Annotated in this window: 17 protein-coding genes and 3 pseudogenes; 5 read left to right on the top strand and 15 right to left on the bottom strand. The window is 68.9% G+C overall.

The window, feature by feature from the left end; all coding sequences use genetic code 11:
• Position 1: 1 nt before the first annotated feature.
• The 3 genes from KK7_RS0107790 to KK7_RS0107780 form a co-directional block, all read right to left on the bottom strand.
• Positions 2 to 1,318 carry an MFS transporter gene (locus KK7_RS0107790; protein ID WP_010544083.1) on the bottom strand — a complete coding sequence of 439 codons (1,317 nt, stop codon included), beginning with the start codon at positions 1,316 to 1,318 and terminating at the stop codon, positions 2 to 4.
• A gap of 117 nt (positions 1,319 to 1,435) precedes the next feature.
• The gene (locus KK7_RS0107785) at positions 1,436 to 2,881 is read right to left on the bottom strand and encodes a hypothetical protein (RefSeq protein WP_010544082.1); all 1,446 of its coding nucleotides are present in this window, start codon (positions 2,879 to 2,881) and stop codon (positions 1,436 to 1,438) included.
• Positions 2,878 to 3,612, bottom strand: a complete 735-nt coding sequence (locus tag KK7_RS0107780) for an ABC transporter ATP-binding protein (RefSeq protein ID WP_010544081.1) — start codon at positions 3,610 to 3,612, stop codon at positions 2,878 to 2,880. Before KK7_RS0107780 ends, KK7_RS0107785 begins: the two co-directional genes overlap by 4 nt.
• 115 nt (positions 3,613 to 3,727) lie before the next feature.
• Between KK7_RS0107780 and KK7_RS0107775 the strand changes: the two genes are divergently transcribed.
• Complete coding sequence (locus KK7_RS0107775; protein ID WP_237709163.1) at positions 3,728 to 3,931, top strand: hypothetical protein; 204 nt, start codon at positions 3,728 to 3,730, stop codon at positions 3,929 to 3,931.
• A gap of 118 nt (positions 3,932 to 4,049) precedes the next feature.
• Positions 4,050 to 7,781, top strand: a complete 3,732-nt coding sequence (locus KK7_RS0107770; protein WP_010544079.1) for a LamG-like jellyroll fold domain-containing protein — start codon at positions 4,050 to 4,052, stop codon at positions 7,779 to 7,781.
• Here the strand turns inward: KK7_RS0107770 and KK7_RS0107765 are convergent.
• The 9 genes and pseudogenes from KK7_RS0107765 to KK7_RS20295 all read right to left on the bottom strand — a co-directional run bounded on the left by KK7_RS0107765 (position 7,778) and on the right by KK7_RS20295 (position 17,412).
• Positions 7,778 to 8,458 (bottom strand): TorF family putative porin, encoded by a 681-nt coding sequence (locus KK7_RS0107765; protein ID WP_157999992.1) that lies wholly within the window; start codon positions 8,456 to 8,458, stop codon positions 7,778 to 7,780. The genes KK7_RS0107770 and KK7_RS0107765 overlap by 4 nt on opposite strands.
• A 22-nt stretch (positions 8,459 to 8,480) precedes the next feature.
• A complete protein-coding gene (locus tag KK7_RS0107760) occupies positions 8,481 to 9,671 on the bottom strand; it encodes a S8 family peptidase (protein ID WP_010544077.1) in 1,191 nt (396 codons plus the stop codon).
• Entirely contained in the window at positions 9,668 to 10,288 is a 621-nt protein-coding gene (locus tag KK7_RS21500) for an anti-sigma factor family protein (protein WP_010544076.1), read from the bottom strand. Before KK7_RS21500 ends, KK7_RS0107760 begins: the two co-directional genes overlap by 4 nt.
• Before the next feature lie 2 nt (positions 10,289 to 10,290).
• The gene (locus tag KK7_RS0107750; protein WP_010544075.1) at positions 10,291 to 10,881 is read right to left on the bottom strand and encodes an RNA polymerase sigma factor; all 591 of its coding nucleotides are present in this window, start codon (positions 10,879 to 10,881) and stop codon (positions 10,291 to 10,293) included.
• A gap of 110 nt (positions 10,882 to 10,991) precedes the next feature.
• On the bottom strand, positions 10,992 to 11,642 hold the full coding sequence (locus KK7_RS0107745) for a PEPxxWA-CTERM sorting domain-containing protein (RefSeq protein ID WP_010544074.1): 651 nt from the start codon (positions 11,640 to 11,642) through the stop codon (positions 10,992 to 10,994).
• 176 nt (positions 11,643 to 11,818) lie between these two features.
• Positions 11,819 to 13,280 (bottom strand): annotated as a pseudogene (locus KK7_RS20310) (tryptophan halogenase family protein).
• Between the two features lie 34 nt (positions 13,281 to 13,314).
• Positions 13,315 to 13,785 carry a SapC family protein gene (locus tag KK7_RS20305; protein ID WP_010544072.1) on the bottom strand — a complete coding sequence of 157 codons (471 nt, stop codon included), beginning with the start codon at positions 13,783 to 13,785 and terminating at the stop codon, positions 13,315 to 13,317.
• A gap of 40 nt (positions 13,786 to 13,825) precedes the next feature.
• Positions 13,826 to 15,112: pseudogene (locus KK7_RS20300) on the bottom strand (TonB-dependent receptor domain-containing protein); the annotation flags it as partial.
• A gap of 71 nt (positions 15,113 to 15,183) precedes the next feature.
• Positions 15,184 to 17,412 (bottom strand): annotated as a pseudogene (locus KK7_RS20295) (beta-glucosidase).
• A 407-nt stretch (positions 17,413 to 17,819) separates the two neighbouring features.
• Here KK7_RS20295 and KK7_RS0107720 point away from each other — a divergent pair.
• Both KK7_RS0107720 and KK7_RS0107715 read left to right on the top strand, forming a co-directional pair.
• Complete coding sequence (locus KK7_RS0107720) at positions 17,820 to 19,016, top strand: MFS transporter (protein WP_010544070.1); 1,197 nt, start codon at positions 17,820 to 17,822, stop codon at positions 19,014 to 19,016.
• Positions 19,016 to 20,041, top strand: coding sequence for a LacI family DNA-binding transcriptional regulator (locus KK7_RS0107715; RefSeq protein WP_010544069.1), 1,026 nt, complete (start codon positions 19,016 to 19,018; stop codon positions 20,039 to 20,041). The genes KK7_RS0107720 and KK7_RS0107715 overlap by 1 nt, the downstream gene beginning before the upstream one ends.
• Here the strand turns inward: KK7_RS0107715 and KK7_RS0107710 are convergent.
• The gene (locus KK7_RS0107710) at positions 20,038 to 20,691 is read right to left on the bottom strand and encodes an outer membrane protein (protein WP_010544068.1); all 654 of its coding nucleotides are present in this window, start codon (positions 20,689 to 20,691) and stop codon (positions 20,038 to 20,040) included. The genes KK7_RS0107715 and KK7_RS0107710 overlap by 4 nt on opposite strands.
• Positions 20,692 to 20,885: 194 nt before the next feature.
• On the opposite strand from KK7_RS0107710, the gene KK7_RS0107705 reads away from it, so the two are divergent.
• Positions 20,886 to 21,641 carry an IclR family transcriptional regulator gene (locus tag KK7_RS0107705; RefSeq protein ID WP_010544067.1) on the top strand — a complete coding sequence of 252 codons (756 nt, stop codon included), beginning with the start codon at positions 20,886 to 20,888 and terminating at the stop codon, positions 21,639 to 21,641.
• Positions 21,642 to 21,657: 16 nt separating this feature from the next.
• Here KK7_RS0107705 and KK7_RS0107700 read toward each other — a convergent pair whose 3' ends face one another.
• Both KK7_RS0107700 and KK7_RS0107695 read right to left on the bottom strand, forming a co-directional pair.
• A complete protein-coding gene (locus tag KK7_RS0107700; RefSeq protein ID WP_010544066.1) occupies positions 21,658 to 25,293 on the bottom strand; it encodes a TonB-dependent receptor in 3,636 nt (1,211 codons plus the stop codon).
• A 251-nt stretch (positions 25,294 to 25,544) separates the two neighbouring features.
• The gene (locus tag KK7_RS0107695) at positions 25,545 to 26,450 is read right to left on the bottom strand and encodes an amidohydrolase family protein (protein ID WP_010544065.1); all 906 of its coding nucleotides are present in this window, start codon (positions 26,448 to 26,450) and stop codon (positions 25,545 to 25,547) included.
• Positions 26,451 to 26,459 lie beyond the last annotated feature (9 nt).

Raw genomic sequence — 26,459 nt, 5'->3', positions numbered from 1 at the left:
CTCATGCGGCCGGCGTGCGTTCGCGGGCGGTGAACACCGCCGCCGCGGCGCAGAACATCAGCACGCCGCACAAGGTGAGCACATGGCGCGGATCGCTGCCCATCAGCGGCCCGTAATAGAAAGGCAGCGTGACCGAGAGCAGCAGCATCGGGATCACGATCATCATGTTGAAGATGCCCATGTACACGCCGGTGCGCTCGGGCGGGATCGAGCCCGCGAGGATCACATAGGGATTTCCCATGATGCTCGCCCAGCCGAGCCCCACGCCGATCGCGGGGACGAACAGCATCGCCTTGTCCTCGACATGCGGCAGCCAGAGCATGCCGATGCCGGCCAGCACCAGGCAGAGCGCGTGGAGGCTCGCCGCGCCCAGGCGGCGGGCGATCGGCACCATGGCGAAGGCGGCGACGAAGGCGACGGCGTTGTAGAAGGCGGCGATCTCGCCATTGGTGAGCACGGCGGCGCGGAAGCCGTCCGAGGCAGGATCGACGGTGCCGTAGACCGAGCGGCCGATCGCGTAGATCACATAATACCAGTAGGCCGCCATCGCGTACCACTGGAACAGGCTCATCAGCGCGAGCTTGCGCATGGCCAGCGGCATGGCGCGGATCGCGCTCCAGATTTCCCGCAGCGTGGCGAGCGCCGACTTGGGCTGGGCGCGGATATGCGCGCGCTCGGCATCGGTCAGCGGCAGCTCCGGCACCCGCAGCACCGACCACAGGATCGTCCCCAGCGACAGCGCCGCGCCCACCATGAAGGCGACGCGCGCGGTATAGGGGATGTTGTGCGCATCCACCCAGTCGCGATTCATGCCGGCCCAGACGAGCAGCGAGGGCGTGAGGAAGGCGAGCATCTGCGCCAGACCCGTGAACGCGCTCTGGGTGAGGAAGCCGAGCCCATGCTGGCGGCTGTCGAGCCGGTCCGACACATAGGCGCGGTACGGCTCCATCGTGATGTTGTTGCCCGCATCGAGCAGCCACATCAGCGATACCGCCATCAGGATCGAGCTGCTGAGCGGCATGAAGAACAGGCCCAGCGCGCACATCACCGCGCCGATGAGGAAATAGGGCGTGCGCCGGCCCCAGCGGCTCTCGGTCCGGTCGCTCATCGCGCCGATGATCGGCTGGACGAGCAGCCCGGTCATCGGCCCGGCCAGCTGGAGCAGCGGGATCGAAGCCTCGGACGCGCCGAGATAGGAATAGATCGGCGCCATGTTGCCCTGTTGCAGACCGAAGCTGAACTGCAGGCCAAGGAACCCGAGGTTCATCTCCAGGATGCGCCATAAGGGCAGATGCGGCTTGCCGCTTCCCATGTTCATCGTCGCACCTCTCCGCCGGCAGATTCTGCTCTCTTATGCCTCTTATGCGGGCAATTGCGTCAGAGGGCAACAATCGATTGCATTATTTCATCGCCGAGCACTCACCCGTCGCGGGGGTCAGACGAGATAGACGAGCACCCCGGCGACGAGCCCAAGGATCAGCGCGATAAGGAATTCGAACAGGTTGCGGACGATGCCCCCGCCCCTCTGGCGCCGCTGGAAAGTCGAGCGGGGCGCCGGCTGGGCGTGGGCGACTTCGAGATAGCCGACCGCGGCCCCCGCCCCGGCGGTGAAGACCAGCGCCACCAGGGCGCCGAGGATCGTCTGGAAGGCGATCGCGATCGGCAGGAGCAGGCCGAGCGGCGCGGCCAGCGCCATCGCCGCGAGCAGCTTGGCGAAATCGAGATCGTCCTTGGCGACGGGCGCGACCTTCAGCAGGTCCGGCGCGTCCTCGGCCGAGGCGGCAAGCCAGGCGAGGCTCGACACCAGCTGCCCGGCGATCACCACGCTGGTGAAGGCCAGCGTCGGCGCCAGCGGCAGCGCGCGCCCGTCGCGAAACGCGACCAGCAGGATCGGGGCGAGATAGACGATCCGCAGCAGCATCTGGAAGACCAGTGCCGGATCGCGCAGCAGCAGCCGCAGCTCCTTGGCGAAGATCGTCGCGAACAGCCCCTGCTGGAAGTGCCGGGCGATCCCGCCCTTGGCAGCGCGCTTCGATGCCGGGCGCGTGCCCCCGGCGCGGTAGCTCTGGAGGAACAGATGGCGCATCGCCCAGCCGGTGAGCGCGAACAGCAGCGCCGCGCCGCCGAACAGCAGCAGGATCGCCAGCGGCTCGCCAAAGGCGGCTCGCCCAGGCAGGCTGCCGATCGCCCCGTTGCCATAGCCGCGCGTGCGCATCGTCTCGAACAGCAGTGACAGCCCGGACTGGCGATTCTCGTGCTCCTGGTTGAAGATCTGGGTGACCAGGAAGAAGCTGGCGCCCGCCAGTGCCGCGAGGATCTGCCCTACCGTACGCGCCGCGCGCGGACCGGCGGTGCGGGCCAGCGCCAGCGTCACCCCCAGGCCGATACAGGCCGCGGTGAGCGCCAGCGCCACCAGCAGCGCCACCGCGCCGAGCAGGCCGGGATGGCCGAATGCCGCCACCGGCACCAGGATCGGCAGCAGGAACAGCGAGAAGGTGAGCATCACCCCGCCGGCGATGCCGAGCAATTTGGCCGAGACCACCGTGCGCGGATCGAGCGGGGCGGAAAAGAGCAGGTCGAGATCGCCCGCCTCGTACAGCGTGCGCTGCGCGGCGAGCAGCGACTGGGTGATCATGAAGGTGAACAGCAGCAGGCTCGCGGTCAGCACCGCCAGCCAGGCGATCGGCCCGCCCCGGATGGGGGTATCGGCAAGCATCGTGCTGAAGAAGATGCCGAGACCGGTATAGCCGAGCAGCACCAGCCCGCCTACGATCCATCGTGTCCGGCCCCCGCCGGCCGCGCGCAGATTGCCGCGCAGCTCGTGGAGCGTCAGCCAGGCGAGCCCGCCCGGCGGCAGCCGCCGCATCGCCCAGCCGATCATGCGCGGCTCGTCAGGCGGATGAAGGTATCTTCCAGCGTCATGTCCTCGGCGCCGGCGAGCGCGCGGAGTTCCTCCAGCGTGCCCTCGGCCAGCAGCCTGCCGCCGGCGATGATGCCGATCCGGTCGGCCAGCCGCTCGGCCACCTCGAGGATATGGGTGGTGACGATCACCGTCTTGCCGGCATCGACCGCGGCGCGGAGCGCATCCTTCACCGATCGCGCCATCGCGGCATCGAGCCCGGTCAGCGGCTCGTCGAGGATCAGCAGCTGCGGATCGTGGATCAGCGCGCCGGCCAGCGCCACCTTCTGCTGCATGCCGCGCGAGAAGCCCTCGCAGCGCGTGTCGCGCACCTCCCATAGCTCCAGCCAGCGCAGCAGTCGCTCCGCCTCGGGCGCGGCCTGATCGGGCGGGATCCGCCAGAGCCCCGCGACGAAGCCGAGATATTCGGCCGGGGTCAGCTTGTCGTAGAGCATCGGCTCGTCGGGCAGCCAGGCGGTGATCGCCTTGGCCTCTTGGGGGCGGCGGCGTGCGTCGATGCCGAAGATCTCGATCTCGCCGGCATCGGGCTCGGTGAGACCCACCGCCATGCGCAGCGTCGTCGTCTTGCCCGCGCCGTTGGGGCCGAGCAGCGCGTAGAGCTGCCCCGCGCCGACGGTGAGGTCGAGGCCGGTGATGACGGGCTTGCCGAAGGATTTTTGCAGGCCGGCGATGCGAAGCGCGGGAATGGACATCGGCACTGATCCTAGCGACGGCGCGCTTCGTCGCAAGCGCGCCGTTATGGACCTTTTTCGGCGTTCGTTCGTCCCCAGCTTCCGCCAGAATGCCGGGAGGGGAAGGATGTTCGCCATGCCAAGCACGATCGCACCGGAGGTGATCGCCTGCATCGCCGAGGGGCGGCCGCCCACGCCGGGCGAGCTCGCGCGCGTCGCCGAGCGGGTGCGCGCCGACCTGGGGAGCGACCGTCCTGCCTTCGCCTGGGGGGCGACGGACGGACCGGACCAGCTCAGCCTGCGCGTGGCCGAGCTCGCACTGCTCGGCAGCCGCCGCTAAGGATCGCTGCCGCCCCATTGGCATCCGCCTCCCGAGTTGCTACCGGTGTCAGCAACGGGGATGTTCGCGACCATGCAGCGCGGACGGCCCGGCAAAACAACGGGTTGGGAGGGACCATATGCGGCGTTGGGGCATTTCGATCTGGGCACTTGCCGTCGCCGCGCCCGCCCTTGCCCAGCCCGCCGCCCGCGAAGACGGCCTCCTTTTCCATCTTTCCGCCGACAAGAGCCTGACCGCCGATATCGCGGCCGGGGATCCGGTCCCCAATTTCCGCTCGGGCGTCACCGTCACGCCCGACGGCGCGATCGGCGGCGCGGCGCGCTGGGCGGACGAAGGCTATGTCGCCTGGAACGCCCCCGGCAACATGCGTGCGCAGCGCGGCACCCTCGCCTTCTTCTGGCGCGCCCGCACCCCGCTGGGCGAGGCGCCCTTCGTGCTCTTCCGCGCCGGCTTCGCCGACCATTCGAGCTGGGACATGGCGTTCCTGCGGATCGACTGGAACGGCCACGGCTTCGACGCCTTCGTCACCGATGCCAATCTTTCGCGCATCCGCGTCTCTTTCCGGCTCGATCGGGTCCCGTCGCCCGAGGAATGGCAGCACCTCGCCTTTGCCTGGGACGAGACCATCGGCGTGCGGCTGTTCCTCAACGGACGCGAAGTTGCCCGCCGCAACCAGGTCGCCGATCTCGATTCCGGGCTCGACCAGTTCGGCATGGCCGGCCGGGTGATCAGCCCGCACCAGGTGCAGAGCCGCTACAACTTCATGCGCGGCAGCGACCTGGACGAGATCCGCGTCTACGACCGGATGCTCGGTGCGGCCGACGTCGCCGCGCTTGCCGCGCGCGGGCTGCCCGGCGCGGCCCCTGCGCGCGACACCGCTGCCGAGCGCGCCGCCTGGCTCCATCGCTATGGTTGGGACAGGGCCGCGCCGCCGGTCCTCGCCGAAAAGGTCACCCGCGTCCGCAAGGTCGAGTTCGCCGATGCGCGCGACCAGAAGCAATGGATGTGGAAGGGCGTGGACGGCATCGCCGAGACGACCTGGCCCGGCGTCTACAACCGCTCGCGCCTGCCCGGCCGCGACGATTATTTCGAGCTGCCCGACTGGAACACCTATGTCGAGGGCGGCAAGACCTATACGCTGACCGTTCCTGCCGGCGAGGCGTTCAACCGGGTGGAGATCCGCGGCGCCGCGTACGGTGACCTCGCCTGGTCGGCGGATGGGGCGCAGTTCGCCAAGCTGGCGGATCGCACGAAGGGCGTGGTCCGCTCGGTCGATGCGCTGGCCGAGCACAAGGGCGGCGTGCTCCGCTTCACCAATGTGATGCAGGAGCAGCCGATCCAGGAGGTCTGGGCCTACAGAATCGACGGCGCATCCGAGCCCGAAGGCAGCTTCAAGCTCAGCTACCGGGTCAATGCCAAGGCCGCCGCCAATCTCGCCGCGCTGGACGGGCTCAACCGCTATATCGCCGGTCGCTTCGCCCCCGACGAGCGCAGCACCGTCCTCGCCATGCCCAAATCGGGCGTCCGCGCCGCGGTCGGCGCCGGGGCGGCGGGGGATAGCGGCGCGGCCGTGCGTCCGGCCAGCCCCAAGCCGATCGTCCACATCCTCATTCCCTCGAACCTCAACCAGGCCCCGCCCGACCAGCCGCTGGCGCGCGCGTTCAACTATGGGTGGCGCAACCTGCATGACGGGCTGGACGGCATCGCGATCGACCTGCCCGCGCTGCGCGCCACGCCCGATGCGCAGGGGCTGATCCCGCTCAACATCCGCGTCCATGATCCGATCTGGCCGCAGCGCGACATGCTCGACCTGTCGGTATCGGTCCGCCCTGGCGAGGCGCGGACGCTGTGGCTCGACCTGCGCGACCGGATCCTCAGCGACGACAGCCTGTTCCTGACGGTCGCTTCCGCCGCGCCGGACTTCGATGCAGACGCGCTGGACGGCGCCGAGATCCGCCTGGTCTTCAAGCCGCGTGCCGAGGCGCTGCCGGAGCATGTCGCCGATCGCTTCAATCAGGTGAAGGACAATTGGGGCTTCCTGGTCGAGGAGCACACTTCGTCCGAGCGCGCCGCGCTCTATCGCCGGGTGCGCGGCGATGCGAGCGACCTGCTCCGCGTCGATCCCGAGAACAAGGCGATGCGGGCCTATTGGGCGGATATCGACTATCGGCCCGAGAACATGCCCGCCGGGGCCCTGCCGCCCCTCCCCGCCGGCGTCCCCGCCTGGGCGGCGCGGCAGCTGCAGGACCTGGCGCTCACCCGCCGCTTCGTCGAATGGTGGATCGACAATCGCCAGGTGCCGTACGGCGATTTCGGCGGCGGGATCAGCGACGATTCCGATCTGATGGCGCAGTGGCCCGGCCTCGCGCTGATGGGGGTGATCCCGGACAAGGTGAACGCTTCGCTGCGCGCGCTCGACGATGCAGCCTATCGCAACGGCATGATCGTCGACGGCCTCGGCTATATCACCACGGACGAACTCCACGCCTATGAGGAGGGGCTGAACGCCGATGCGGCGCGCCTCTACCTCAACTGGGGCGAGCCCAGGACCGTCGAGCGGCTGTTCGCCACCACGCGCGCGCTGGGCAAGGTGATCCTGCCCAATCCGGCCGGGCACCTCCACTTCGCCAGCAACTGGTACGGCGCGCGCAAGATGTACCGCGAAGGCGCGTTCGAGTGGCAGAAGCCGTACAGCTACACGGTGATGCACGCGCCGATCCTGCTCGGCGTGTTCAACGCGAGCCCCAGCGCGCGGCGACTGGTGACCGGGCTCGCCGATGGCTGGCTGGCGCACGGCAAGCAGGACGGCGAGGGTCGCTGGAGCTTCCCCAACGAGATCAACTGGCGCACCGATGCGACGCGCGTCGGCGACGGTGGCGGCGTGAGCACGCCGCTTCAGACCGCGTGGAGCGCGTACCGCTTCACCGGCGACGCGAAGTATCTCCGCCCGCTTCAGGCCAGGCCCGGCGCGATCGGCGAGATCAACGAGAATGGCGCGGTGCTGCCCGAGACCAAGGCGATGGTCGCGGCCAAGGGCGATAGCGAGGCGGCACGGATCGCCGCCTGGACGCGCAGCGGCGATCCGGCGGGGCTGGTGCCGCTGCACGAGGCAGCGATCCAGGAAAAGACGGCGCGGCTCACCATGATGACCGAAGGCCATTGGTGGACCGATCGCGTCGAGAGCGAGAACCAGTGGCTCCAGCGCGAACGGCTGGGCGGCATCGCGCTCCGCCGCAACCAGACCTATCCGGGCAATGCGGTGAGCTGGCGCTTCGCCCGGGACGAGGCCGCCGAGCAGGTCGCGCTGCTGGTGCCGGGCGCGACGCCCACCGGCTTCACGGTGGAGGCGTTCAACACCAGCAGCATGGCGCAGGATGCCACGATGACGACCTGGAACGTCACCGCAGGCCGCTGGACGATGCGCGGTCCGGACGGTGCGGTGAAGACGCTCGATCTCGGCCGGTCGAGCGACGTGGCGATCCGCTTCCCGGCAGGGGCCAGCCGCTGGACCTTCGCGCTGGAACGGGCCGGCGACCCGGTCGAGCTGCGCCCCGATCTCGGCATCGGCCGCGACGACGTGGTGGTGCGCGGGCGAAGCGTGACGGTTACCGTCCACAGCCTCGGCCATGCGGCGACGACGGGCGGCACGCTAATCGTCTCCGGCGCGTCCGGCGAACTCGGCCGCGCGACGGTGCCGGCCCTGCAGGCGCCGGCCGACCTCACCCCGCGCGCGGCGACGGTGCAGGTGCGGCTTGCGAGCCCGACCACCCCGACCGAGGTCCGCGTCGCCCTTCCCGGCGATGCACCGGAGGTGACGCTGCACAACAACCGGGTCCGCCTGGACCGCTAGAAGCCGATCGACGCCGAGAGGGTCACGGCCTGGCGGCTCCGCGCGCGGGCGCCGTCATAGTCCTTGCCCGGCATGCCGTCGCCCCAGGCGAGCCGGGCATCGACCCTGCCGAGCTGCCTCGCCACGCCGAGGCTATAGTCGAACTGGGTACGCGCCATGCCCCCCCAGGGGCGCTGGCGCAGCACCGTCATCAGCCCGGCATGGCCGAGCAGGCGCCACCCCGTCGCTGGCCGCGCCACGCCGTCTAGGGTGCCGTACAGCGTGTGGACGCCGTGCCGGAGATAATCGGGCGAATAGAGCACCCGCGCGGCCAGGCTGCGGCCGCTCGCCCCCAGATACAGCTCGGTATAGCCGGAACCGCTCGCGCCCGATCCGGCCCCGCGAAACTCCCGCCGCGTAAGGCCCAGGTCGAGGACGAGCCCGTTCCGCAGCCGCCGGGCATAGCCCGCATCGACGCCGGCCGACACGAGGTCCAGTCCGCTGCGCAGCGCCGCGACCGTGGTGGAGGCATCGACATAGACGCCGGAGCGATCGTCATAGCCGAGCGACAGCGTCGCCGCCGGCCGCCCGGCACTGAGGCTTCGGCCGCGCCAGCGCTCGTCGCTGGTCGCGGAGACTTCGCCGCTCCACTGGGCATGCGCATCCCCGGCGGCAAGCCCCGCGACGAGCAGGAGCATCGCCGCCGCCACTGCCCGACCGCTATCGGCGCGCCACGTCCGCCGGACAGCCTTCCTTCCCCACCACGGTCGCACAGGCATCGATCTCTCCGCCGCCGGGCCTAGCAGATGCGGGCATGGCGCGTCTGCCCGGCTTGGCATCATGTTCGCGCCGCAGTGCCAGCAGGCCGCTGACCTGCGCCGCGGCATAGGAGGACCCGTTCACCAGCGACCAGCGGCCGCCCGGCTGGGCGGTGGGGATATCCCGCCCGGGGGCGACATAGGCGCTGCCCGCGGGCGCCTCGGCCACCGCGACCACGCCGGGCATGGACGCGGGGAAGCCGCCGCCGGGCAGCCGGGGGTCGACCGCCGCCACCACCATCGCGCCGCGATCCAGCCCGGCCCGCAGCAGCGTCTCCAGCAGCCGGCTGGGCGGTCCGCTGAGGCTGAGGTTGATCACGTCGGCGCGCTGCTCCACCGCGAAGCTCACCGCCCGGGCAAGGCTGAGGCTGTCGCACAGGGTCACGGCCGTGGCGCCGGCGCCTTCCTGCCGACAGGCCCGCAGCGCGAGCAGCGACGCGGCGGGCGCGATGCCGACGATGCCGACGCCGTTGTTCGCCCGCGCCGCGATCACCCCGGCGATGCCGGTGCCGTGGTTCTCGGCCGGAACGGCGCCTTCGCCGACGAAATCCCTCGCGACGCCGACCTGGCCGGCAAGGTCGGGGTGCCGGGCATCCACCTTGCTGTCGATCACCGCGACGCGCGCGCCCCGTCCCGTCGCGACCCGGTGCAGGGCGGAAAGGTGCCATGCCCGCGCGGTAGGCTGGGCGGGATAGAGCGGATCATTGGGGCCTGCTCGTCCCTGCGCCTCGAAGGTCGAGATCGGCTCGGACCATTCCACGGCGCTGTCGCGCGCGACCTGGGCGGCAACCGTCGCCGCCGATCGGTCGGCGGGGACGGCCATGATGAAACAATCGATACCGATCATCGGCATCGGCCAGTTGCCGGCGAGTTGCAGACCGTTCCGTCGCGCGACCGCCGCCGCGATCCGCCGCCGCCCTGCCGCCGAACCGTCCTCGCCATAGCCGCCGCCATAGCCGCTGCCGGCGCGAAAGTGCGGCGGGGCGAGGCGGAGCATTACCAGAATGCGCGCGCCACCCGGCGCCTCCTCCGCCGTCGCCGGCGCGGCGACGAGCAGGGCCAGGGCGAGCAGCAGCGCCGCCAGCCCCCTCATGGCGCGGGATCGATGGGCTGGACCATCACCACCCCCGGCGCCGCGCGCAGCCGGGCGATGGCGGCACGCCGCTGCTCGGGCGCGATGGCGAGCAGATAGGCACCCGCGGCCGTCGGTCCGTCGACCAGCCGTGCGTTGGACGCCGCGATCGTCTGCCGCAGCGCCGCCTCGCGGGTGTCCGGCGCGAACATCACCAGGATGTTGCCGGCAGGGCGCGCCTCGGGAGCCCCGAGCGCATGGTACGCGCCCGCGCTCGGCACGGCCGGCTGGCGAAACTGGAGCACGACGCCGATGCCCAGCAGCAACAGCGCCGCCTGCGCGCCCAGCATCCATCCGGCGTTCACCACGAAGCGGCGGGGCAGGCGCTGCGGCGGCGCGGGCTCGGCAAGATCGGCGACCAGTCGCTCCCACCCGCCCGGCGCGGCGGCGGGCAGATCGGCGACCGCGAGGCGCAGGCGTCGCTCGGCGGCGAGCTCGGCACGGCATGCCTCGCACTGAGGGAGATGCGTCTCGACGAGCAGCCGGTCGCCGGGCTCGATCGCGCCGGTCACATACCAGGGCAGCAGCTGCTGCGTCGCCTCGTGCGGGTCGCCGCGCAAATGGTGAAGGTCGCCCATCGTCAGATCCAGTCCGCCAGTTCGCCGGCCATCGCCCGGCGCAGATGGCGCCGCGCGTGGAACATGCGGGTCTTCACCGTGTCCACCGGGCACCCCAGTATCTCGGCGATCTCGCGATAGCCGATCTCGTGAAAATAGGTGAGGTCCACAACCGCGCGATGCTCGGCCGACAGCCCGGCCATCGCCCGGCGCAGCGCGTGGCGGGTGCGATCCTGCGAAAGCGCCGCATCCACGGCGGCGGCGGTGTCGGGCAGCTCGGCCAGCCCGGCATCGTCGGGCGGTTCCTCGTCGCGAACCCGCGCCCGCACCGCCTTGCGATAGGCGATGGCGAACAGCCAGGTCGACAAACGGCTCGCGCCGGTGAAGTCGCTCGCCTTCTGCCACAGCACCATCAGCGTGTCGTTGACCACCTCCTCCACCAGCGGCGGGCGGCGCACCAGCGTGCCGACGAAGCGGGCGAGACGCGGCTGGTAGCGGCGATAGAGCTGCTCGAAGGCCCGCAAGTCGCGCGCGCGCACGGCGACGACGAGGCCCATCTCCTCCTCGTGCATCGACATCGGCGGCTGCCGGTCCTGCGGGTCGATCTGCGTCACGCGCCTCCTTCGCTCGCACTGTAGTGCCGGGCCGGGGGCGGAAGGTTCAACATGGCCGAAAAAATGTGCCGGCCGGGGCGTGGCGGCTCCCGGCCGGCAGGCGACCGGCCTCAGCCGAACGCGAGCGTCGTGCGGCGGCGGCGATAGCGCAGCGCGCCGCCGGCAAGGCCCGCGCCGATCACCAGCATGCCCCAGGTCGCCGGCTCGGGCACCGCGGCGGCAAGCGTCGCGTTCTCGGGCGCGAAATCGCTGATCCCGGCATTGCCGCCGCCCGAACGCGGCCACAGGTTGAAACCGTACCGCTCCGGCGCGAAGCCGGTGCTCGGCAGCAGCGACAGCGGCACCTTCACGGTGAGGATGTTGCCGGCGATCGCGATCCAGTTCGAGTCGAGCGCCGTGCCGCCGATCGTGCCGGTGCCGTTCTTCTGCACCACGATCGCCTGATCGAAGATCACATTGCCCTGGCCGATGCCGCCGAAGGGCCGGATCGCGCCCGCACCCGTGTTCACGCCGTACACGTAGAAGCCGGGCGTCCCGGGGGTAATGGCGCCGGCAAAGGTGGTGCCGAGCGTGAACAGCTGGGCCGCGGAATCATAGCTCACCGAGAAGCTGGTGACGTCGAGATCGGCGAGCTTGGGGCCGGTATAGCCCGAGAGGAAGTCCCCGGTGGCATCGGTGACGGTCTGGGTCTGGGTCTGCGCCAGCGCCGGGGCGGCGAGGACAAGGCTGGTAAGCGCCGCGGCGCTCAGAAGGGTACGCATGCTTGATTCTCCCGTATAGGCACCGGCCCGGTGCTGGGGGCGCACCGGGCCGGGCTCGCACGGCGGATGCGGCGCCCGAAACAGGGGATACGCACGGGTCCGCAGTCGCCGCACTCCATCAGTGGCGGGGCGGCGGCGGATGGTTCAAACGGGGTGGGAAAAATTTGCCGGGTGGCTCAGGCGGCAGCGGGTACCCGCGCCGCCGCATAGCGGGCGATGAATGCGACATGGCCCGGCAGCTTGGCCAGCTGCGCGGCGATTCCGGCGCGGAGATCGGCCAGCGCGCGCTCGAGATCGGCGTCGGGGATCTGCGACGGCATCGGATGGTGCGTGCGCGGGCGTACCCCCTGCCCCAGCATCACCGCGTTCCAGCTGTCGACGCGGAACAGGTCGGTGCCTTCCTGATAGGCGGCGGCCCCGTCCTCGAAGAGTCTGATCCGCGCCGCCAGGCTGTCCGGTACCGCGCGCGCGGCATGGTCGCGCCAGAAGGGCTCGGGGCGGTCGTTGAGCTTATAATGGAGGATGATGAAGTCGCGGATATGCTCCGATTCCGCGCGCGACTGGGCGTTGAAGCGAGCGGCGAAGCTGGCCATGTCGCCATGGCGCGGGAAATTCTGGAGCAGCCGCGTCACCGCGATCATCACCAGGTGGATGCTCGTGGACTCGAGCGGCTCGATGAATCCGCTCGCCAGCCCCAGCGCCACGCAGTTGCGGTTCCACGCCTGTTTGCGCATGCCGGTGGTGAAGCGGATCAGCCGCGGATCGAACAGCGCCCGGCCGGGGACCGCGGCCAACAGCTGCTCCCGCGCCGCATCGTCTGACAGATAGTCGCTGGCATAGACGAAGCCGTTGCCCATCCGGTGCTGCAACGGGATCCGCCAGCGCCAGCCCGCGCCGTGCGCGATCGCGCGGGTATAGGGCACCGGCGCTTGCGTCGTCTCCGACTGGACGGCAAAAGCGCGGTCGGTCGGCAGCCAGTGGCTCCAGTCCTCGAAACCGGTCTTCAGCGTCTCCTCGATCAGCAGGGCGTGGAACCCCGTGCAGTCGATGAACAGGTCGCCTTCGATGCACAGCCCGCCCTCCAGCACCAGTGCGGCGATGTCGTCGGTCTCGGCCTGCTCCACATGGGTGATGCGGCCCTCGACCCGGCGCACGCCCGCCGGTTCGGCGAGCCCGCGAAGGAAGGCGGCATAGGCGAGCGGCATCGGATCGCCGGCGGCGAACTTCTCGGACAGCGCCGCCTGCGTTTCCAGCGAAGTCGCCCAGCGCGCCGCCAAAGCCGCGGCGCTGCGCCTCCAGCCAGAAATGCTGGAAGTCGCACAGGGGAAGCGCGCGACCGATCGTGCCGAACGGGTGGAAATAGCGATCGCCGTCGCGCAGCCAGTTCTCGAAGGCGATGCCCAGCTTGAAGGTGGCGTTGGTTTCGCGGAGGAAGACCTGCTCGTTGATGCCGAGCAGCTTGTGGAAGGTCCAGGCGGTGGGAATGGTGGATTCGCCTACGCCCACCGTGCCGATCGCGTCGGATTCGACCAGCGTGATGTCGAGATTGGGCCCCAGATGCCGGACCAGCGCCGCCGCAGCCACCCAGCCCGCCGTACCGCCGCCGGCGATGACCACCCGAAACTTCTGCTCGCCCATCGCTTCCTCCCCAGGGAATTTTCGTTGTCTCGCCTTAGCCCTCGCGGCGTTCCTTGCGCGCGATCAGGCGCGGCAGATTGCCGAGCGAGGAGAGCTGCCACACCGCGCAGCGCAGGAAATCCTGCGCGTGCAGCGCGGCCAGCGCCTCGCCACCCAATGCGGCGAAACGCCCGCCCTCGATCACCCAGCAGTCGGGGATCTTGTAGCGCCGGCCGGAGGCGAGCTCGATATCGAACGTCACCGGCTCCAGCAGCCGGGCCGCTTCAAACGCCGCGAACATCGGCGCCGAGAGCTGGTCGCCGACATAGACCGCCTGCAACGTCGCCGCGACACGATCGAGATAGGGTGCATTGCCGCCCTGCTTCAGGAACAGCGGCGCGCCTTCGCTGGTCGAGACGCGGGGATGGTCGGTATCGATATGGATCATCGGCTCGCCGGGCTCGCCGACCGCGGCACCGCGGTCGAGCCGGATCCGCAGATCGGCATGGTCGATATTGTTGAGCACGGCGCGAGGCGAGCGGCCCTTCCGTGCAAAGTGGCGGGCTTCAGAAGCGGAAGCGCGCGCCGACCAGATAGCGGGCCGAGCCTTCGGACTCGTACCAGGTGTTGATGTAATCGCGACTGTAGCTGCGAACGCCCTCCTCGAGGAGGTTGATGCCTTCGAAGCTCAGCGCGATGTTGCGGGTCAGGTCATAATTGATGCTGAGATCGACCTGGCCGTACGGATCGTTGAACACCGGGTTGTGCGCAGCCCCACGGTTGACGTCGCTCAGGAACTTGCCGCGCCAGTTGTACGAAAGGCGCGCCGAGAGCCCGTGCTTGTCATAGATCAGCGTGGCATTGGCGGTGTCGCTCAGGCCGACCAGCGCGAACTGGTTGGCCGTCGGATCGGCGGTGATGTCGAAGCCGATATTGCCGCGCACCAGCGTGTAGCTCGCGGCGATACCGAAACCGGTATTGCCGAGGAAATACTGGCCGGCGAGCTCGACGCCGTAGATCTCGGCGTCCTTGTTGTTGATCGGCGTGTTGACCGAGAAGTTGAGCAGCGGGTCGGCCGAGGTCGGCAGCACGTCGATCGCGGCGAGCGTGTTGCTGATATAGGTCGAGCCGAAGGTGCGCGTGGCCGGCACATAGTTCGCCTGCAGCTCCTGCGTCGCCTGGGCGACGTTGCCGCCATACTTCTGCAGGATCGCCGCGCTGGTGAACAGGTTGACGTTGCTGATGTCGCCGCCGAGCCCGGTGACGATGTTGCGCGCCGACGTGGCCAGCGGGCCCGCGGTTGGGTCGCGCAGACCGAACAGGTTGCGCTGGACCACCGTGTTGCCGATGAAATTGTGCACCCGCTTGTCGAAGAAACCGACCGAGAGATACACGTCGCGGCGCGGATACCATTCGAGCGAGATGTCGAAGTTATCCGAATCCAGCGGCTTGAGCGCCGGATTGTTCTGGTTGCCGGTCGCGACGCCGCCCAGCGAGGTCGGGTTGTTGAGCGCGCCCGCGCCGGTGGAGGCGAACAGGTTGCCGTACGGCGCGCGCGAGATCGTCTTGCTGTACGACACGCGACCGATCAGGTTCTTCGCGGCTTCGATCTGAAAGTCGATCTGGGGCAGCAGATTGTCGTAGCTGCCGCGGCCGTTCACCGCCTGCTGGTCCGCCGAGTTGAGCACCGAGAAGTCGTTGTCCGCTTCCCACACGATCGCCAGCGGCACCGTCTGGTAGGAGACCGACTTCACCTTGGTGTGCTCGTAGCGCACGCCGGCGACCACGGTGGCGTTGCGCCCGCCCAGCTCGCCCTTCCAGGTGAGCTGGCCATAGGCGGCCCAGATGTCCGTTCGAGCGACGCGCGGATGCCGACGAGAACGTTGTCGATTCCTTCTTCACATTCACCCAGTTCTTTCTGTTTTCACTCGGAAATTACTCTCTCTGGCACATCCACCGCGTGCTGGACGATGGCGGCGGCGGAGTCCTGGCCGAGCGCAAGGCGATAGCGGCCGGGCGCGATCGCCCAGCGGCCGTCCCGCCAGCGGGCGAGCGCATGCGGGTCGGCGGCGATGGTCAGCTGCACGGCTTCGCCCGGCTGCAGCCACTGGCGCTTCCATCCGGCGAGGCGCGGCGCGCCGCCCTGCGGATCGGTGACGTAGAGCTGCGGCACGACCGCGCCGGCGCGCACGCCCTGGTTGCGCACCGTGAAGGTCACCGCCGGCTTGCTCCCCCCGATAAATCGCGGGGCGGAAAAGCCTAAGCGCGTGTAGCTGAGGCCGTAGCCGAACGGGAACAACGGCTGGGTGCCCTTGGCCGCGTACCAGCGATACCCGACATTCGCGCCTTCCTGATAGGTCACGTCCCAGCTCGGCAGCGCGCTGCCGTCGCCGGCGCCGGCAGCGCTTGCGGCGTTCGAATTGAGTCCGGCGGGCACCACCGGTGTCGGACGCGGCAGTTGCTCCGCGCGCTTCGGGAAGCTGATCGGCAGGCGGCCGGAGGGATTGACGTCGCCGAACAGGATGCCGGCGATCGCCTCGCCGCCGCGCTGGCCGGGATACCAGGCCTGGAGCACCGCCGGCACCTGGTCCAGCCACGGCATCAGCACCGGCCCGCCGGTTTCCAGCACCACGATCGTCTTCGCATTCGCCGTGGCGACGGCAGCGATCAGCGCGTCCTGATGATCCGGCAGAGAGAGCGAGTCGACGTCCTGCGCCTCGGTGGTCCACTGGGTGGCGAACACGACCACCACATCCGCTTCCCTGGCGGCGGCCGCCGCTGCCGCCGCGTCCTGCCCGTCGACATAGGTCACCTGCGCGCCCGGTGCCTTGGCGCGGATCGCCTGGAGCGGCGACGAGGCATGCCAGGTCACCCGCGCGAACGAGGCCGCCGCACCGCTTGTCAGCGGGATCTCGACCGGCGCACCGCCCACCGAGCGCACCTGGCTGGAGCCACCGCCGGAAAGCACGCCGACATCGGCATGACCGGCGACGAGCAGGATCTTCTTTGCCGTCCTGGCGAGCGGCAGCAGATCGCCCTGGTTGCGCAGCAGCACCATGCCCGCCTCGGCGACCCGCTGCGCGACCTGGGCGTGCGCGGCATAGTCGATCGGCTGGGCGGTGACGGGGGGCGGATGGTTGTAGAGGCCGCTGGCGATCACCCCGGTCAGGATGCGGCGGACCATCTCGTCCAGCCGTGCCTCGGAAAGCTGGCCCGCCTTGATCGCCGCGTCGATCCTGTCCGGCGCGAAGCAGATTTCACGGTCGAGTTCCTGGCCCGATTCCTGATCGAGCCCGGCGGCCGCTGCCTTGACCGTCGAGTGCACCGCACCCCAGTCGCTCATCACCCAGCCGGTATAGCGCCAGTCGCCGCGCAGAATATTCGGTGAGCATGCGCCGGCTCTCGCAGGCATAATCGCCCTCGATTCGGTTATAGGCGCACATTACCGAGCCCGGCTTGCCCAGCTTGATCGCCAGTTCAAAGGCCAGCAGGTCGCTTTCGCGCAGCGCCGTCTCGTCGATCCGCGCATTGAGCACCGCGCGGCCGGTCTCCTGCGCGTTGAGGATGAAGTGCTTGACGGTCGAGACGATGTGGTTCGACTGGACACCGTCGATCGCCGCGCCCGCCATGTGGCCGGCGAGCAGCGGATCCTCGCCCAGATATTCGAAGTTGCGGCCGTTCCAGGCGTCGCGGGTGAGGTTCACGCCGCCGGCGAGCAGCACGTTGAAGGTCTTGGCGCGCTTCCGCGCCGATCATCGCGCCGCCCGCGCGCCATCTCGACGTCGAAGGTCGCCGCCGTGGCGAGGCCCGAGGGCAGCGCCGTGGCGACATCGCCCTTGCGCTGCTCGATCTGGTTGGCGACGCCCAGGCTGGCATCGCTCTCCCGCAAGGTCGGGATGCCGAGCCGGGGCACGCCGGGCACATAGCCGGCGGAAGGGATCATGTCGGCGGGCGCGGGCTCGGCGCGCGGCGGGAACAGGCCGTGGACCAGCTGGAGCTTCTCGGCATGCGTCATCGCGCGGACCAGCGCTTCGGCGCGGGCTTCGGGGGCAAGCCGCGTGTCCTGCCAGGCCGGCGGCGCGCTCCGGGCGCCGGCGAGCGCTGGCGCGGTACCGGCGAGCAAGACAAGGGCGAGGGCGCGGGCAGCGTTCATCGGCGCGGGAAATCCTGTTGCAGCAGCTTGGCGCACGCGGTCGCCCGCCCGGGACCGGGCCCGTCGATCCGGCGCGTGGGGAAAGGAAAAAATGCGGCCGCCGCCCATCGGGCAGGCAGCGGCCGCAGGGAATCCGCCCTTGAGGAGGGGGCCGGAACCGAAACCGCGTCGAGGGTAACAGGAAAGAGGCGCGGCGCGGGCGCGGTTGCGTGACGTACGGCAGCGATGCCCGGCATATACCCGCTCCCACGTGTTCCGTATTTTTACGGAGCCTTGTATCTGACATCGATGTCTGACGGAGTGTGACAGCGATGTCAAGCACAGGCAAGACCGGGCGTTGCGCAGCCGCCGCGCGCCGCTAAGGTCGGGGGGTGCAAGCCTCTCCCCCTCCCCTCGCGCGCGCCGAAATGGTCGCGCGGCTGTTCCGACGCTCGATCGGCATCTTCTTCCTGGGCGGATTCGTCACCGCGCTGGTCGGCCTGCTGGTGCCGCGGCTGACGCTGGTCGACGGGCTCGACTATACGCGAGCGACCTTCGTCCAGTTCGCCTTCCACTCCAGCTATCTGCTGTTCGCGCTGCCGATCACCATGCTCCTGGTGCGCACCGGCTATATGCGCGCGATTGCCATCGGGCTGGCGGTGATGACACTGGCGTGCGTTGCGCTGGGCGGTGCCGCCTGGATCGGCAGCTATGCGCTGCTGCTGGCGGCGCTGCTCGCGCTTTCCACCGGCATCACGTTCCTCCAGATCGCGGCCAATGTCGTGCAGCCGCTGGTGGCGACCGAAGGCGGCGGCGCGGCGCGGCTTACCCTGCTCCAAGGCTTCAATTCGATTGGGACGGTACTGGCGCCGCTGCTCGGCGCGGGGCTGCTGCTCCATGCCGGCGGCGGGTTCGGGCGATTGCCGCTCGCCCTACCCTTCCTCGCCTGCGCGCTGGCGCTGGCCGGGCTCTGTCTTGCCTTCTGGCAGGCACGCGACCTGCTGGCCGATCATCCCGCGCCGCGCCGCCTGCCGCTGGCCGAGCTGATCCGCGTCCTGCGCACGCCGCGGCTGGCCTGGGGCAGCCTGGCGATGTTCGGCTATGTCGGGGCCGAAGTGACGATCGGCAGCCTGCTTACCAACTATCTCGCCCAGCCGGCGATCCTGGGAGCCGATCCGGCAACGGCCGGGCGGCTGGTGAGCCTCTATTGGGGTGGTGCGATGCTCGGGCGCTTTGCCGGGGCCTTCGGTCTCGCCCGCATCGCCCCGGCGCGCCTGCTTGCCATGGTGGCGATTGCCGCCGTCGCCCTGATCGCGATCGCGACTCAGACGCAGGGCCCGCTGGGCGCCGCCGCGCTGCTCGGCGTCGGGCTGTGCAATGCGATCATGTACCCGACGATCTTCGCACTCGCGCTTCCCGAGGATCGCGGTGCGGCCGCCTATGCCTCGATGATCCTGTGCATGGCGGTGGTCGGCGGCGCGGTGGTGCCGTTCGCCACGGGCGCGCTGGCGGATCGCCTCGGGCTGGCGACGGCGCTCGGGCTGCCGCTGCTCTGCTATCTGGGGATCGCGGCCTTCGCGCTGATGGTAGCGCTATCGGCCGCAACGCGATACGCTACGCGATAATGAAGCCGCTGACCCTAAAGGACGTCGCCGCCCGTGCGGGCGTTTCCCCCAAGACGGTATCGCGCGTCATCAACGGCGAGGCCTATGTCCGGCCGGAGCTGCGCGCCGCGGTGCAGCGCGTGGTCGACGAGCTCGGCTATCGTCCCAACGCCTTCGCCCGCGAGCTTTCCAGTTCCCGCTCGTTCCTGCTCGGCCTCTATTTCGACGATCCCTCTTCGGCTTATGCCGCCGATCTCCAGCGCGGCGCGCTCGCCCGCTGCCGGGTGCTCAGCTATCACCTTGTCGTCGAGCAGGTGAGCCGCGACGGCGAGGGCTGGCTGGCGGAATGCGAGGCGTCGCTGCGCTCGATGCGGCTGGGTGGCGCGATCCTCACCCCCCCGCTGTGCGACTGGCCCGAACTGCTCGATCTGTTCGCACGGATGGACGTGCCGGTGGTGCGGATCTCGCCCGGCGACTTCCCGGGCCGGACCGCGGCGGTGGAGATGGACGAATGCGGCGCCGCCCGCGAGCTGACCGAGGCGCTAATCGCCCTCGGTCACCGCACGATCGGCTTCATCCAGGGCAATCCCGAACACCACGCCGCCGCGCGCCGTCTGGAGGGGTTCCGCGCAGCGATGGCGGCGGCGGACCTGCCGGTATCGCCGCAGCACACGCTGCAGGGCGACTTCACCTTCCGCTCGGGACTGGAGGCCGGCGAACGGCTGCTCGCCGCGGCGGACCGGCCGAGTGCGATCTTCGCCGCCAATGACGAGATGGCGCTCGGCGTCCTGGTCGCGGCGATGCGCGCAGGCATCGCCGTGCCGGACCGGCTGTCGATCGTCGGCTTCGACGATGCTGCGCTCGCTCGCATGGCTTGGCCGCCGCTCAGCACCGTCCGCCAGCCGCATGTCGAGATGGCGGCGGCGGCGATCGACCTGCTCGACGGCATCGCCCGCAACGACGATGCGCTGGGCAACGACCGCACCCGTCGCCTGCCCTATACGCTGGTGCTGCGCGACAGCAGCGGGCCAGCCCCCACCAGTTAGAAACGGACGCCCAATCCGCCGCTGATCTGGTGGCGATCGAAGTCGAGCTTGATCGGGGATCCGTCGAGGTTGAACTCGAAGCCGTTATAGTTGGTGAACTGATACTCGATCTTGGCATAGGCGCGGCCGGGGAGCCGCGCCTGCAGGCCCAGGCCGACATGGAAGCCGTCCAGCGTGTCCGAACCTTTGCCATTCAACGCCGGAAACAGGGCGCTGGTGCGCTCGTCCTTGATCTGGCCGTTCGACCAGCCGCCCTGCGCGTAGAAGGCCACCCCGTGCGACATCACCCCGGCGCGGAGGCCGAGCGTCAGATTGCGCCCGGCATGGACGCAGTAGCGCGCGATGCTCGACGGTGCGGTACAGGCCGCCGCCGTCGATCCGGACAGCCCGGCATAGCCGCCGACGAAGGTCGCGCTGCTCGTCGCCACGTCATACCCGATCTCGCCGCCATAGCTGATGCCGGTCTGGCCGCCGGTCACCTCGCCCGCGTCCACCGTGCCGCCGCCGGCGGACTGGAGGCGCAGCACCGGCCGGTCCCAGCCCGCCACCAGTTCCAGTCGCACGCCCCCCGCCGGCGTCTCCAGCGCGCCCTGCGCCGCGGCCGGTGCCGCCACGACGCATAGCGCCAGCCCCATGATTGCAATCCGCATGTCCGATCCCCTGTAGATCCGCGCCGTCCCGGGGTGCGGGCGGCTTTCGTGCACCACGGATTCCTAACGAATGTTCAATGGCTTGCTGGATAGGCTTCGCAATCCGGTGCGGCAGTCGTCCGGCAAGCCACTTTACCCGGCTCGGCGACCTGCCTAGTCCTGAGGTGGAAACGAATGCAGGCAAAAGGGATCGCATGACCGAGGAAAAGGCCGCAGGGCGCGCGGGGACGCAGACGCTCGAACGCGGGCTCGATCTGCTCGATCTGCTCGCCGAGCGGCCGCACACCGTGCGCGAACTGGCGTCCGGGTCCGGCCTGACGGTGTCGACCGCCAGGCGGCTGGCGCTGGCGCTGATCGATCGCGGCTTCGCCGTCGGCGAGCGTGACGGTAGCCTGCGGCTGGGCCCGAAGCTGATGCAGCTGGGCGTGCGGGCGCAGGAACGGCTGAATGTGGTCGAACTGGCGCGCGACCGGCTCCGGGCTCTGGCCGACGCCACCAACATGCCTGCCTTTCTCGGCGAGCGCGACGGCGATCATTCGGTGCATTTGCACCGGGTGGGCGGCGGCCAGCGTGTGGTGGTGACGACCCCGGTGGGTACCAGGCGCCCGCTCCCGGAGACGAGCCTGGGCAAGGCGCTGCTGCTCGACGAGACACCGGCCGCGCTCGACGCTCTGCTTGGACGCCGCCCCGCGCCGCAGCCGAGCTTCCCGACCGATCTTGCTGCCGATCGCGGCCGCGGCGTCGTGGTGCATCGCAGCCCGCCGCCGGACGATCTGCGCGCCGTTGCCGCCCCGATCCGCGACGCGGCGGGCCGGATCGTCGCCGCCATCAGCGTAGTCAGCCCGGCACAATATGTCGACGATGCCGCACTGGACGGCATCGTCGCGGAGGTTCGTACGGCGGCGGGGGAAATCAGCGCCGCCCTGGGTCACCACGCAGCGACGCGGTGACCGGCGCGGCCTCCCGTCAGCCGCCGAAGCGGAGACGGACACCGCCCATGAGACGACGGCCACCATAGATCAGCCGCATGACGCGCGGCGTGCCATCGGCGAAGCGAACATAGTCGCCCGTCGAGAAAGTCTGCGATTCGCGCGTCATGTTCCGCCCTTCCATATAGACCTGGAAATTGCGGTTGATGTTGTACGAAATCTTCATGTCGAAGAAGGTGGTTTCGTCGGAGAAGCGCGGCACGCCCGGATTATAGCCCGGTGCGACCAGGCGGACATTGGTCCACTGCTCGCCGGGATAGTTCGTATCGATATTGTTGCCACCGCACGGCGTGATGCAGTTGAAGCTGGCGCTGCGCTTCTGCATGGCCAGACGCAGGTTCAACTTGCCGTCGTCATACCAGATCGAGGCGTTGGTGTTATACCGCGATTCGTTCGGCGGCAGCATGATGTCGCCGGTCAACGGATCCTGCTGGCCGGACGTCGCGGCCGAGGCGAGGATCGAGAAGTTCACGTCCGCACCGGTATATTTCAGGAACCAGGGCAGGAAGGTGAACGCCGTCTTTGCCTGGAATTCCCAGATGTCCCGCTTGTAGCCGGGGCCATTGTCCCAGGTCGGCACGTTGAACTGCACATCGGCCAGCGGCAGCCCCGTGCCCGGATCGGTTTCAGTGCTGCCGGCGAAGGGCCGCTCGATACGGGTGACCTGGATCGGGTTGCCGACCTTCACGTCCAGCTTGCCATAGGTGGCAGAGATCAGCGTGTCGCGGTTGGGATACCATTCGAGGCTGGCATTGTAGCTCCAGGCCGTGAACGGCTTGAGGGCGGGATTGCCGACGCGGCCGGCGGTGCAGTTGTTGACGTCCTCGCCCTCGGTCAGTGTCAGGCGCTCGTCGATGGTGCATGTTCCGCCGGGCACCAGATTGTTCATGTTGGGCCGCGCTACCGTCTTGCCGCCATAGACGCGGAAGACGAGCGAGTCGTCGAAGCCCCACAGGTTGAGGTTGAAGGTCGGCAGCCAGTCGCGCGTCGTGCGGTCGAGCGTCACCAGCTGGCTGAACGTCTGGGTGATGAAGCCGCCCGGTGCGTTGGGGTTCGCCGCGTCGAACGCCGGGGTCACCCGGATCGAATTCAGCGTCTGGAGTCCCGTGCCCTTCACCCGGACGAACACACCGCGCAGACCGACATTGCCGGTAACCCGAATGCCGCGCGGCAGATTCTGTTCGAAGTCGAACATGCCGTAGACGTTCTGGATCGTCTCGTCCGCCCGCGTGACCGGCTGGTCATAGGTCTTGCCGTCGCTGCCGACACAGGTCTGCAGGCAGTCGAAATTCATGAACTGCGACGCGCCCAGCGCCTCGAACAGCTTGTCGGTGCGGATACCCTGCCACGAGGGTGGCAGATTGCCGCGATTGGGCAGATCGCCGAAATACGAGGAATCAGGGGCTTCCAACGTACGCGCGAACAGATCCTGCAGCTGCTGCGGGGTCAGCGTGTCGGTGCCCGACCGCGCGGAACGCGGATCGGTGCTGGGCACATAGCCATAGTTGCACGATACGGTGGACGTGGCGGTCGGCTGGCAGGCGCGCAAACTGCCGCGGACGATGGCCGTCGGCACATAGACGCCGGGCACGAAGCCGGGCTGGCCGAAGGTGCCGATGGGCGAGCTGACCGTATAGCCGCCATTGTTCCAGCGCTGAATCTCGTTGTTGCGGTACATCCCGCCGACCTTCACCCGCTTGATGAAGGGCAGGATGCCATCGGTGTCATAGGTCAGATCGAGCCGCGCGATCTTCTCGGTCGCTTCGCCCAGGGCCGGCGTATACTGCACGGCGAAGGTGGGTGTGGTGAGCGGCAGCTGGCCGACCGTATAGGCAGGCGTGGCCGGGTTGAATTCGGTTGCCAGCACCGCATTCTGGCCAAGGCAGGTCGGGGCCGTGCCCGCGCCGATGCAGCGCGGGGCGGTAAGCTGCACGAAATTCGCAGGGTTGGTCTCGTCGTAATTGGCCGGCAGCTGGATGTCCCACAGGCCGTTCGACTGCAGCTTCAGCTGCGCATCGCCGTACATGTAGGACCGCGAGGTGCGCATGTCGCCGCGACTCGTCGTGGCCTTGGTCATGCCGGCCATGCCTTCGAGCAGAACGCGGTCCCCCTGCCATTCGAAGCCGGTCTGGTAATAACTGGTCTTGGTGTTGATCCGGTTCTCGATCTGATCGATGTTCACCGAATTGTTGGTGAGCGTCATCGCGGTGACATTGTGCTTGGAGTCGACCACGATGCTGCTGGGCACGACGTTCAGAACGTTGCCGATCGTCGCGTTGTTGGCGACGTTGTTCAGGCCGTCGAACAGATAATATCCGGCGCCCGCATTGGGGTTGAGGGTGCGGGCGCGAGGATAGCCCGTGGCCGAATCCAGGAAGGTCCCGGTGACATTCTGGTTGAACAGCGTGACCGGGTTGCGGCTGCGGAACTGATCGTGGACCTTGCGATTGGCGAGGGTCGCCTTGCCGAACACGGTCAGCCGATCGGTGATGCGGAAATCAAGGCGGCCGTCGAAGGAATAGCGCTCGTCGGTCTGCGTGCTGGTGAAATTGCGGATCAGCGACGGCGTATAGTCGTTCCACTGATTGAGGCAGGTCTGCTGTTCGAGGATGCGCTGGGCGCGGGCCGCCGCGGCTGCGGTACCGTTATGCGGGAACAAGGTGAAGCAGTCGGCCTTGGTCTTGGCCGATGCCGATTTCGTGATCAGGCTGCGCGGCGTCTCCAGGCTGTTGGCGAACACGACGTCTGCGGCATCGGTACCGATCGTGTTGACATTGTATTCGAACGTCTTGTCCGGCGACTGGTCGAAGTCGAACAAGCGCGCATAGCCGCGATTGCCGCTCGTCGTCGTCTCGTACATGTGGCCGTTGTTCTGCAATTTACTGTACGTGCCGGTAAGGATCACGCCCAGACGATCGTCGAAGAACTTGTTGGCGAACACGCCGTTGACGTCGGGCGTCCAATCCTTGCCGAGCGAATTCTGGCCTGCGCCCGCGCGCAGCGAGAAATAGGGCTTCTTGAAATCCAGGCCCGTACGTGTCTTGATCTGGACGGTGCCGCCCAGGCCGCCTTCCGTCATGTCGGCGGTGGAGCCCTTCACCACGTCGACCGATTTGACGATCTCCGCCGGAAGTTCGCGAAGGTCGGCGCCGCGCCCGCCGGCGCCGGCAATTGCCAGCCCGTTGGTGCTCTGCACGCCGATGCCATCGAGTTCGACGCGGGTCAGGTCCGGTCCGTTGCCGCGCAGCGCGATGCCGTCGCCTTCACCGAATTCGTTGCGGCTGAGCGCCACGCCGGGCACGCGCGAGATCGCTTCGTTGACGTTGCGATCGGGGAAGGAGCCGATGTCGTCCGCGACGATCGAATCGGTGGCGGTACGCGCGTTCTTCTTGCGGTCGTTGGCCGATTGCTGGCTGGCGCGCGAACCGACGACGACGATCGCCTCTTCCTGCGCTTCGGTGAGCTGGCTGCTCATGTTGGGCGCCGGCACGCTCTCTCGCGCCTGGCTGGTCTGCGCCGCGGCACTGCCGATGCCGCCGCCCAGCATTACCGCCAGCGCGGCCAAGCTGGCCGTGGCAGCGATATGACGCCGTGAATGGTGTGCCCTGTTCATTACGTTCCCTCTCCTGTTCCGGTCAGCGGCACCCGTGGGGGGATCCCGTCCCCTGCCGCCCAACGTCCCGGGAAGTGTGACTCTATGGCCGCTACTCCCACATTGTGAATGTACGCTTCACTTAATAGAACGATATCAGCTTTTGCGGACCATGCAAGGGTCTCGGAACTGCGCCGACAAATTGTCAGTGACGGACACAGGAATCCGCGGTCCAAAGCGGGACCCGCAGGCATCGGCTCCGGGCGATGTTGCTAGAGGCGGAGCCCCAGCCGATAGATGCGATTCGCATTGCCGGCGAACAGCGCCCGCCGTTCGTCGTCGGAAAAGCCGCGCGTGATCGCATCGTAGGCATCGAGATGCCCGGCGAAGCTGCCGAACAGCTTGTCCGTGGGGAAATCGCTGGCGAAGAGGGCGCGATCCGCGCCGAAGATCTCGATCGCCTCCAGCACATAGGGGCGGATCTGCGCCTGGGTCCAGGGCCGATGGGTAAAGCCCATGCCGGAAAGCTTGGTGGCGACATTCGGCAGCGCGGCGAGCGCGCGCATGCCGGCCTGCCACAGGTCCCATTCACCCGGCACGGCCATGCCGGTGTGATTGACGATCACCTGCACCTCCGGATGGCGTGCGATGAGCCGGGCGATCCCCGCGAACTGACCTGGATAGGCCTGCAGATCGAAACTCAGCCCGTACCGGCCGAGCGCCGCGAAGCCATGCGCCCAGGCCGGATCCTCGGTCACGTCGCGCGGCGTGTAGCTGCGCCGGGAGTCGGGGTGCCAGTTGACGATGTGGCGAATGCCGCGCACCGCCGGATGGGCCGCATGCGCCGCCAGCCGCGCCTCGATTTGAGGATCGTCGAGCGCGGCGAAGCCGATGATCGCGTTCGGCATGCCGCGTTCGTCCGCCATCGCCTGCAGCCATTCGGTTTCGGCGAGCGCCGCCTCGGGCGCCGCGCCGGCATCGACATGGACGATGCCGCGCACGTCCCAGCCCTCCGCATCCGCCAGATAGTCGTCGAGCAGATAGGTGCGCGCGATCGGCTCGACGCTGCCGTTCGGGCCGTCGTCGGCGAAGGGCGGGGTCAGCCAGGGGTAGGAAATCCGGTCCAGATCCCAGAGATGCACATGCGCATCGACGAACGGCAGATCGCGGGCCATCATTCCCTCCCC

Source organism: Sphingomonas elodea ATCC 31461 (genome assembly GCF_000226955.1).
Lineage (GTDB): Bacteria > Pseudomonadota > Alphaproteobacteria > Sphingomonadales > Sphingomonadaceae > Sphingomonas > Sphingomonas elodea.
The sequence above is the reverse complement of the archived record's forward strand: the minus strand, read 5'-3'. Positions and strand labels throughout refer to the sequence as shown.